At 73.4% G+C, this 9,254-nt stretch carries 6 protein-coding genes; 4 read left to right on the top strand and 2 right to left on the bottom strand.

Annotation, left to right across the window (positions count from 1 at the left end):
* Together ACWCSD_RS40110 and ACWCSD_RS40105 are read left to right on the top strand one after the other, a co-directional pair.
* The coding region (locus tag ACWCSD_RS40110; protein WP_449922719.1) for an AMP-binding protein at nt 1-1,409 on the top strand (1,409 nt) is incomplete at its 5' end.
* A gap of 1 nt (nt 1,410) precedes the next feature.
* Nucleotides 1,411-2,793, top strand: a complete 1,383-nt coding sequence (locus ACWCSD_RS40105; protein ID WP_449922717.1) for a DHA2 family efflux MFS transporter permease subunit — start codon at nt 1,411-1,413, stop codon at nt 2,791-2,793.
* Nucleotides 2,794-2,827: 34 nt separating this feature from the next.
* On the opposite strand, the gene ACWCSD_RS40100 is transcribed toward ACWCSD_RS40105, so the two are convergent.
* A complete protein-coding gene (locus tag ACWCSD_RS40100) occupies nt 2,828-3,466 on the bottom strand; it encodes a GntR family transcriptional regulator (protein WP_449922715.1) in 639 nt (212 codons plus the stop codon).
* A gap of 18 nt (nt 3,467-3,484) precedes the next feature.
* Between ACWCSD_RS40100 and aceE the strand changes: the two genes are divergently transcribed.
* Complete coding sequence (aceE, locus tag ACWCSD_RS40095) at nt 3,485-5,932, top strand: pyruvate dehydrogenase (acetyl-transferring), homodimeric type (RefSeq protein WP_449922713.1); 2,448 nt, start codon at nt 3,485-3,487, stop codon at nt 5,930-5,932.
* A 103-nt stretch (nt 5,933-6,035) separates the two neighbouring features.
* Complete coding sequence (locus ACWCSD_RS40090; protein ID WP_397166536.1) at nt 6,036-7,391, top strand: sensor histidine kinase; 1,356 nt, start codon at nt 6,036-6,038, stop codon at nt 7,389-7,391.
* Nucleotides 7,392-7,465: 74 nt separating this feature from the next.
* Here the strand turns inward: ACWCSD_RS40090 and ACWCSD_RS40085 are convergent, their stop codons facing one another.
* Entirely contained in the window at nt 7,466-9,064 is a 1,599-nt protein-coding gene (locus tag ACWCSD_RS40085) for a protein kinase domain-containing protein (RefSeq protein ID WP_449922711.1), read from the bottom strand.
* Nucleotides 9,065-9,254 lie beyond the last annotated feature (190 nt).

The raw sequence follows: 9,254 nt of genomic DNA, 5'->3' as shown, positions 1-9,254 counted from the left end.
GCGACTTCGTCGCCATCCAGCTCCCCAACCGCAGGGAGACGCTGCCCCTCGCGCTGGCGTGCATGAAGGTCGGCGCGCGCATCGCCCCGCAGATGCCCATCTACCGGCACCGCGAGCTGGACTTCATGATCCGGCTGACCGAGGCGAAGCTGTTCGTCACCACGAGCCGGATCGGCCACCTGGACACGGCCGAGACGGGGATGACCCTGGCCCGGGAGATCCCGAGCCTGGAGCACGTGATCGTCGTCGGCGGCGACGGCCCGCCCGGCTCGCTCGACTTCGACGAGCTCCTGCTCAACCCCGAACCGGGCGACCCGGCCGACGTCGAGGGCCGCGAGCTGGGCCCCGACGACCCGTTCCTCATCCTGTTCACCTCGGGCACGACCGGCGAGCCCAAGGGCGCCCTGCACAGCCAGAACACCCTGTACGCCGACATCAAGGGCTACGCGGAGGCGTTCGGGCTGGACCCGAGCCTGGTCATCATGACGGCCCAGACGTCGATGCACTACGTCGGCCTGGTGATGGCGTACCTGACGGCGCTGACGCTGGGCGGCACCGCGGTCACGGCCGACGCCTGGGATCCAGGCGTCTACCTCGACCTGATGGCCGACCACGACGTCACCATGTACTACGGCTCGCCGCCGTTCGCCCGGGAGATCAGCGAGGAGCAGGCGGCCCGGCCGCGCGAGCTGCCCAGCCTGAGCGTCTTCGTCTCCGGCTCGGCCCCCGTCCCGCCGCACCTGGTGGAACGGGTCACCGAGACGCTGGGCGTGCGCGTGTACGCGCTGTGGGGCATGACCGAGAACGGCGGCGTCACCATGACCAGGCCCGAGGACCCGCCCGAGCGGGCCGGCGAGAGCGACGGCACGGTCATCTCCGGCATGGAGGTGCGCATCGTCGACGAGGAGAACAAGCCGGTCGAGAAGGGCGAGATCGGCGCGCTCCAGGTCCGCGGCGCGGCCCAGTGCCTCGGCTACTACCTGCGCGACGAGATCTACGCCAAGTCGATCACCCCGGACGGCTGGTTCGACACCGGCGACCTGGCCCGCGACGACGGCTACGGCGGCGTGCGCATCTCCGGCAGGACCAAGGACGTGATCACCGCCAACATGTGCCTCAAGCTGCCGGTCAGCGACATCGAGGCGCTGCTCGGGCGGCATCCGGCGATCCGCGACATCGCCCTCATCGGCATCCCGGACCCGGCGCTGGTCGAGCAGGTGTGCGCCGTCGTCACGCCGTCGGGCGAGCCGCCCACGCTGGAGGAGTTGCGCGCCTACCTCAAGGAGGCCGGCGTGAACGACTGGTTCTGGCCCGAGCGCCTGGAGATCGTCGAGGAGATGCCGCGGACCGTCACCGGCAAGATCCGCAAGGTCGAGCTGCGGGAGCGGTTCGGCGCGGCGTCGGACTGAGGTGGCCGGCTCACGGGCGCTCCCGCTGGCCGTCCTGTGCGGGAGCGCCTTCCTCGGCGCGATCGACGTGCAGCTCGCGAACATCGCCTTCCCCGACATCCTGCGCAGCTTCCCGCGCAGCAGCCTGCCGGAGCTGTCGTGGGTGTTCAACGGCTACGCGATCGTGTTCACCGCGGCGCTGCTGCCGGCCGGCGGCCTGGCCGACCGGTTCGGCGCGCGGCGGGTGTTCCTGACCGGCCTCGCGGTGTTCGTGGCCGGCGCCGCTCTGTGCGCGGTCGCGCCGTCGGCCGGCGCGCTGATCGCCGCCCGGGTCGTGCAGGGCGTGGGCGGCGGGGTGATCACGCCGCTGACGCTCGCGCTGATCCTGCCGTACTACCCGCCGGAACGCCGGGGCACGGCGATCGGGCTGTGGAGCGCGGCGCAGTCGGTGGCGACGGCGTCGGGGCCGTCGCTGGGCGGCATGCTGGTCGGCGTCTGGGACTGGCGGACGGTGTTCTTCCTGCACCTGCCGGTCGGGGCGGCCGTGCTGGCGGGCGCCTGGCGGATCGTGCCCAAGGGGGCGGGCGAGGCGGCCACGTCCCGGCTGCCGGACATCGCCGGGCTGCTGCTGCTGGTGGGGGCCATCGGGCTGCCCTCGCTGGCGATCGTGCAGAGCGACGCGTGGGGGCCGGGCAGCCCCGGCACGATCGCGGTGCTGGTCGCGGGCGTCGTCGTGGCCGTGCTGTTCGTCCGGCGGGCGCGCACGCATCCCGCGCCGATCGTGGACCTGGGCGCGCTGCGGGCGCGCGGCACGCAGCGGGCCAACCTCGCGATGTTCCTGGTCGGGCTGGTGATGTTCGCGCTGCCGCTGGCCAACATCCTGTTCCTGACCGGGATCTGGGGGTACTCCGTGGCCGCCGCGGGGCTCGCCGTCACGCCGGGGGCGCTCGCCCAGGTGCTGACCGCGCCGCTCGCCGGGCGGCTGGCCGCCAGGACCGGCCATCGCCTGCTCGCCCTGTGCGGGGTGGCGCTGCTGGCCCTGTCCACGGCGTACCTGGCGTTCGCGACGGGGGACGCCCCGGCGTACCTGACGGTGGTGCTGCCCGCGGTGGTGCTGTCGGGCGTCGCGGTGGCCGTGCTGATCACGTCGCTGAGCGGCGCGGCGGTGGCCGAGATCCCGCCCGCGCGGCTGGCCACCGGCACCGCCCTGTCGGTGACCTCGCGGGCCGTCGGGGCCGTCATCGGCGTCTCGGCGCTGGTGCTGGTGCTGTCGGGCGACCGGCTCGGGGCGATCGGGGCGTACCAGGGGGTGTGGCTGACGATGCTCGGCCTGTGCGCGCTGGTCGCCGTCGCCGCCGCCGGACTGCGCGCTCCGCGGGCCGAGCCCGCCGCGCAACGCGCCTGACCGGCGCACGGCTTCGAGGGACGGGCCCGTCGGGTCAGTCGGGGGCGTAGGCCAGGACGTGGTCGTGCAGCAGGCGGCCGGCCCGCGGGTCGTCCCGCTCGAACGCCTCCACCAGGGGTTCGTGGTCGGCCGCGTTCTCGTGCGGCCGCATCCGGAACAGCCGGATCGACACGTGCGTCCAGACCTCGACGCCGAGCGACTCCCACACCGACACCAGCAGCGCGTTGCCGGAGGCCGCGACGATCTCCCGGTGGAAGGCGACGCCGTGGCTGACCTGGTCGTCGAGGGAGCTGGCGGCCGCGGCGGCGTGCAGGCGGGCCACGTGGGCGCGCAGCGCGGCGACCGGCGGCCGGCCGAGGCGGGTGGCGGTCTCCTCCAGCCCGGCCCGGACCTGGTAGACCTCGCGCAGGTCGTCGAGGGTGAAGCCGCGTACCCGGGCGCCGCGGTTGGGCGCCGACTCGACCAGCCGGAGCGCCTCCAGCTCACGCAGCGCCTCGCGTACGGGGGCCTGGCTGACCTGGAGCTCGGCGGCCAGGCGGCGCTCGACGATGCGCTCGCCGGGCTCCCAGCGGCCGCTGATCAGGCCGTCGAGCAGCACTTTCCTGATCTCCTCGCGCAAGGGCGGCCGCACCACGGGCTCCACAGATAATCCTTTCATCGGATGATCGATCATATGGTGTTTAATGGAAGCATGGAGAAAGACCTGGATCCACAGGAGACCGCCGAATGGCTCGAATCGCTTGAGGCGGTCCGGCGGGCGGCCGGTCCCGATCGGGCCGATTACCTGCTGCGCAGGCTCGCCACGAGCACGCGCTATCTCAACACGGTGCCCACCGCCGAGGAGCCCGCCTACCCCGGCGACCTGGAGCTCGAAGAACGCGTCGCGGCCTACGACCGGTGGAACGCCGCCGTCATGGTCAGCCGGGGCAGCAAGCTCGGCCTGGGCGGCCACCTGGCCACCTACGCCTCGGCCGCCTGGCTGTACGAGGTCGGCTTCAACCACTTCTTCCACGGCACGGACGACCAGGTCTTCTTCCAGGGGCACGCCTCCCCCGGCGTCTACGCGCGGGCCTTCCTCGAAGGGCGCCTGAGCGAGGAGCAGCTCGACCTGTTCCGGCGCGAGACGCAGGGCGGGCTGCCGTCGTACCCGCACCCGAGGGCGATGTCGGGCTTCTGGCAGTTCCCGACCGTGTCGATGGGCATCGGCCCGCTCAACGCGGTCTACCAGGCACGCTTCAACCGCTACCTGCACAACCGCGGCATCAAGGACACCTCGCACAGCCATGTCTGGGCCTTCCTGGGTGACGGCGAGATGGACGAGCCGGAGTCCACCGCGGCGCTGACGCTGGCCGCCAGGGAGGGGCTGGACAACCTCACCTTCGTGATCAACTGTAACCTCCAGCGGCTCGACGGCCCGGTACGCGGCAACACCCGGATCGTGCAGGAGCTGGAGAGCGTCTTCCGGGGCGCGGGCTGGCACGTCGTCAAGGCGCTGTGGGGCGCCGAGTGGGACGGCCTGCTCGGCTCCGACGAGCTCGTGGCCAGGCTCGGCGAGGTGCCGGACGGCCAGTTCCAGACGTTCGCCGCCGCCGACGGCGCCTACATCAGGCAGCACCTGTTCCAGGGGCTCGACGTGCCGTACTCCGACGACGACCTGCGGCGCATCGTCGGCGGCTCGCGGGCCGGGCACGAGCCGCGCAAGGTGTACGCCGCCTACCACCGGGCGCTGCAGAACCGGGGCGCGCCCACGGTGGTCCTGGTCCAGACGGTCAAGGGCTGGACGCTGGGCGCGGGCGTCGAGGCGCGCAACGCCAACCACCAGATGAAGAAGCTCACCCTCGACGAGTTCCGCGTCATGCGCGACCGGCTCGGCCTGCCGGTCCCCGACTCGGCGCTGGCCGGGGAGCTGCCGTCGTACCTGCACCCGGGGCCCGGCTCGGCCGAGGCCGAGTACGTCGCCGAGCGCCGCCGGGAGCTGGGCGGCCCGATCCCCCGCCGCACGGTCGCCGGCCGGCCGCTGCCGCAGCCGGGCGAGCGGCCGTTCGCGGCCCTGGCCAAGGGCTCGACGCAGCCGATCGCCACCACGATGGCGTTCGTCCGGCTGGTCAAGGACCTGATGAAGGAGCCGGAGACCGGGCGGCGCTGGGTGCCGATCGTGCCCGACGAGGCCAGGACGTTCGGCATGGAGTCGCTGTTCCCCACGGCCAAGATCTACTCGCCGCTCGGCCAGCGCTACGAGTCCGTCGACCGGGAGCTGCTGCTGGCGTACAAGGAGGCGGTGGACGGGCAGATCCTCATCGAGGGCATCACCGAGGCCGGCTCGATGGCCTCCTTCACCGCGGCGGCCACCAGCTACGCCACCCACGGCGAGCCGGTGGTGCCGTTCTACATCTTCTACTCGATGTTCGGCTGGCAGCGGACCGGCGACCAGATGTGGGCCCTGGCCGACCAGCTCGGCCGCGGATTCCTGCTCGGCGCGACCGCCGGCCGCACCACCATGACGGGCGAGGGCCTGCAGCACGCCGACGGCCACTCCCAGCTCCTGGCCTCCGCCAACCCCGCCTGCCTGGCCTACGACCCGGCCTTCGCCTACGAGGTCGGCGTCATCGTCCACGACGGGCTCAGGCGCATGTACGGCGAGGCCGCCGAGGACGTGTTCTACTACCTGACCCTCTACAACGAGCCGCTGCCCCAGCCCGCGATGCCCGAGGGCGTCGAGGAGGGCATCGTCAAGGGCATCTACCGCTACTCCGCGGGCGGCGGCGCCGCGCACCTGCTGGCCAGCGGCACCGCGATCCACTGGGCGCTGGAGGCCCAGCGGCTGCTGGCCGAGGAGTACGGGCTGGGCGTGGACGTCTGGTCGGTCACCTCGTGGAGCGAGCTGCGGCGCGAGGCCATGTCGGCGACCGGGGTGCCGTACCTGCGGCAGGCGCTGGCCGGGACCGAGGGGCCGGTGATCGCGGTCAGCGACTGGATGCGGGCCGTGCCCGACCAGATCAGGCCGTGGATCGACCGGCCGTGGACCTCGCTCGGCACCGACGGGTTCGGGCTCTCCGACACCCGGGAGGCCGTGCGCAGGCACTTCGGGGTCGATCCGCGGTCGATCGCGGACGCCGTGCTGAAGGCGGTGGAGGAGTAGCAGCGGGGGCGACTCGTCCCGGCGTAACCGTATTTATCGAGGAATCTCCCTAAGTTAGGGCCTGGTGCACCAACCGTGTTCTGCTGATCCCGGGGGGAGACGGGTGAGAACACGGTTGCGCCGGTCGCTGCGTACGCGGCTGGCACTGCTCGCCGGCATCGCCATGCTGCTGCTGAACGTCGTCGTCAGCGGCTTCGTCATGTTCGGCATCCACGACGACGTCGCCGACGTGCGCGCCAGCGACGTGTCCGGGCGGGCCCTGCGCGTGCTCCTCATGGTCAAGCGCAACCAGCTGCCCCAGGTGCTGGAACCCCTCGGCCTCGACGGCATCCAGGTCGTCGACCCGGCCGGACGGGCCGTCGCCTGGACGCCCAACCTGGCCGACGCCCCCCGCCAGACGGCCCACATCCCCCGCGACCAGGCGAACTACGTCAGCAGGAGCTGCGACCTGCCGGCCTTCCCCGGCCGGTGCGAGCTCGTGGTCGCCCTGCGCGCCTACCAGCCCGAGGGCACCTGGATCATCTACGCCTTCGACCCCGCGGTCCCCTGGTTCGTCAGCCCGCAGGTCGTGCTGTTCCAGATCGTGGTGTCGGCGCTGCTGGTCGGGCTGACCTTCTTCGGGGTGTCGCGGGTCGTGGCCAGGACGCTCGCCCCCGTCAGCAGCATCACCAAGAGGCTCGCCGAGATCACCGCGGACGGCGGCGGCCTGCGGGTGCCCGTCCCGGACACCGACGACGAGATCAGAGCCCTGGCCGAGACCGCCAACCAGACGCTGGAACGGCTGGAGACGGCGCGGGCCCGCCTGGAGGCCGCGATGGAGCAGCAGCGCAGGTTCGCCGGGGACGCCTCGCACGACCTGCGCAGCCCGATCACCGCCATGCGCGCGCAGGTCGAGGAGGCCATGCTGCATCCGGAGGAGACCGACTGGCGGGAGACCAGCACCCAGGTGCTGGCCAGCCTCGACCGGCTGCAGGCCATCGTCACCGACCTGCTCACGCTGACCAAGCTGGACGCCGGGGCGCCGAGCGACCACCAGCCGGTGGACCTGGGCGAGCTGGTCACCGCCGAGACCGCCAGGCCGCGGGCCAAGCGCGTGGTCACCGGCCCGGACGAGGGCGTGGTGGTCATGGGCGACCGGCTGCAGCTCACCCGGCTGCTGACGAACCTGCTGGACAACGCCGAGCGGCACGCCGAGGCGCAGATCACCGTGACGGTCCGGCAGGAGGGCGGCCGGGCCGTACTGGAGGTCCTGGACGACGGCGGAGGCATCGAACCGGGCCAGCGCGAGCTCGTCTTCCAGCGCTTCATCCGCCTGGACGACTCCCGCAACCGCGACGCCGGCGGCACCGGCCTCGGGCTGCCGATCGCCCGCGAGATCGCGACCGCGCACCACGGCACGCTGACCATCGAGGACTCCCCCAAGGGCGCCCGCTTCGTCCTCCGCCTCCCCCTCGCCTGACGGGGTGCGGGGCCGCGGGGTTCTGGTGCTTGGCGGGGCCGCGGCGTCCTGGTGCTTGCCGTGGCCGCGGGGTTCTAGTGCTTGCCGTGGCCGCGGGCCAGGCCCTTGCCGTGCTTGGCCTTGGCGGACTGATGGCCGACCTTCCGCCCCTTGCCGGAGCCGGCGCCGGACGTGGCGCCGGACGTGGCGCCGGTCACGGCGGGCCGCTGGGCCGGCGGCTGGGCGACGGGCTGGGCGGGCGGACGGCGGCGGGAGCCGCTCTGCTCGGCCGCGCGGTCGGAGGCGCCCTCCGAAGAGCGGTCGCGCGCGATGGCCACGGCGTGCATGATGCCCTCGTGCTCGGTGGCCTGGTTCGGCGCCGGGTCGGCGTAGGAGGGCGTGCGGGGGGCGGCGGGCGGGCCGCCGTCGCCGTTCCAGGACGTCGTGAGGAGCACGCTGGTGACGAGCGCGGCCAGGGCGGTGAGCTGCCGCCAGCGCTGCGGCCTGCCCGGCTGCGGGATCGACACCGAGAACGGCAGCAGCTCGCGGTGCGCGCGAAGCCCGCGCGCGGCGTCGGGCATGGTCCGGCGCACGGCGTGGTTCCGCTCGCCGGTCCTGCGTACCGCGCGGTCCCAGCCCGGGATCCGCCGCCTGGCGTCCGGCCGCGTCCCGGCGACGGCCCCCACGTCCCGGACGCCCACCGAGACGGGGGCGGCCTCCGGGACGGGGGCGGGAACGGCTTCCGGGGCGGGGAGGGAGACCTCCGGGGCGGGGGCCGCGGGGAAGAGGGTGGGAGGAAGGAGGTCGCCGGTGTTGGGCAGGGAGTCGGCCAGGGGGATGGCGGCGGTGTCGTGGGGTTCCTCGTCGCCCAGCGCGGCCACCCGGGTCAGGCGCCGCCGGGCCTCCTCGCCGTCGATCCGGCGGGCGGGGTCCTTGGTCAGGAGACCGGCGATGACCGGCGCGAGCGGCCCGGCCAGGTGGAACGGCGCGGGCTCGGAGGTGAGCACCGCGGTCAGTGCGGCCAGGTGGCCGCTGTGCGGGAAGGGCGACTGGCCCTCGACGGCCGCGTACAGGGTGGCGCCGAGGGACCACAGGTCGGCCTGCGGGGTCGCGTGGCCGCCGCGCAGGCGTTCCGGGGCGATGTACGCGGGCGTGCCCACCACCATGCCCGACTGGGTGATGTTGGCCTGGTCGTCGAGGGTGGTGGCCAGGCCGAAGTCGGTGAGCAGGGCGTGCCGGTCGCCGTTCAGCAGGATGTTGCCGGGCTTGACGTCGCGGTGCACGATGCCGTCGGCGTGCGCCGCGCTCAGCGCCTCCAGCACCTGGAGCCCGAGGCGCGCGGCGTCGGGCGGGGACAGCGGCCCGCGTTCGGCGATCACGTCGGCGAGGCTGCGCGAGGGCACGAGCTGGAGCACGATCCACGGTCGTTCGTCGGCCACCACCACGTCGTAGACGGCGGCGATGTGCGGGTGGCTCAGCCGGGCGGCCAGCCGCGCCTCCCGCATCGTCCGGCCGAGCAGCCGCTCCCGCTCGGTCCCCAGCGCGTGCCCGAGGGTGACCTCCTTGACCGCGACCTGCCGGTCGAGCAGCTCGTCGTGGGCCCGCCAGACCCGGCCCATGCCACCGCGGCCCAGTTCGGACAGCAGCCGGTAGCGCCCGGCCAGCAACCAGCCCGCACAGTGCGAAAGTGACATGCCGCCCTGCCTACCCGATCATCCCGCCCTCATGCAACGGCCGCACAGGCTTCGAGTCGATCCTGTGAGAAGGGCGGGCGCGGGGTCACCCGTTGGTGGGGAAGCCGAGGTTCACACCGCCGTGGGACGGGTCCAGCCAACGCGAGGTCACCACCTTGCCCCGCGTGTAGAACTGCACCCCCTCGGTGCC

It is taken from the genome of Nonomuraea sp. NPDC001684 (assembly GCF_053596515.1).
The sequence above is the reverse complement of the archived record's forward strand: the minus strand, read 5'-3'. Positions and strand labels throughout refer to the sequence as shown.

What these genes read in the sequence shown, in the direction of transcription:
- ACWCSD_RS40100 (WP_449922715.1), bottom strand. Translation starts at nt 3,466, where the DNA reads ATGATCGATCATCCGATGAAAGGATTATCTGTGGAGCCCGTGGTGCGG.
- aceE (WP_449922713.1), top strand. Translation starts at nt 3,485, where the DNA reads ATGGAGAAAGACCTGGATCCACAGGAGACCGCCGAATGGCTCGAATCG.
- ACWCSD_RS40085 (WP_449922711.1), bottom strand. Translation starts at nt 9,064, where the DNA reads ATGTCACTTTCGCACTGTGCGGGCTGGTTGCTGGCCGGGCGCTACCGG.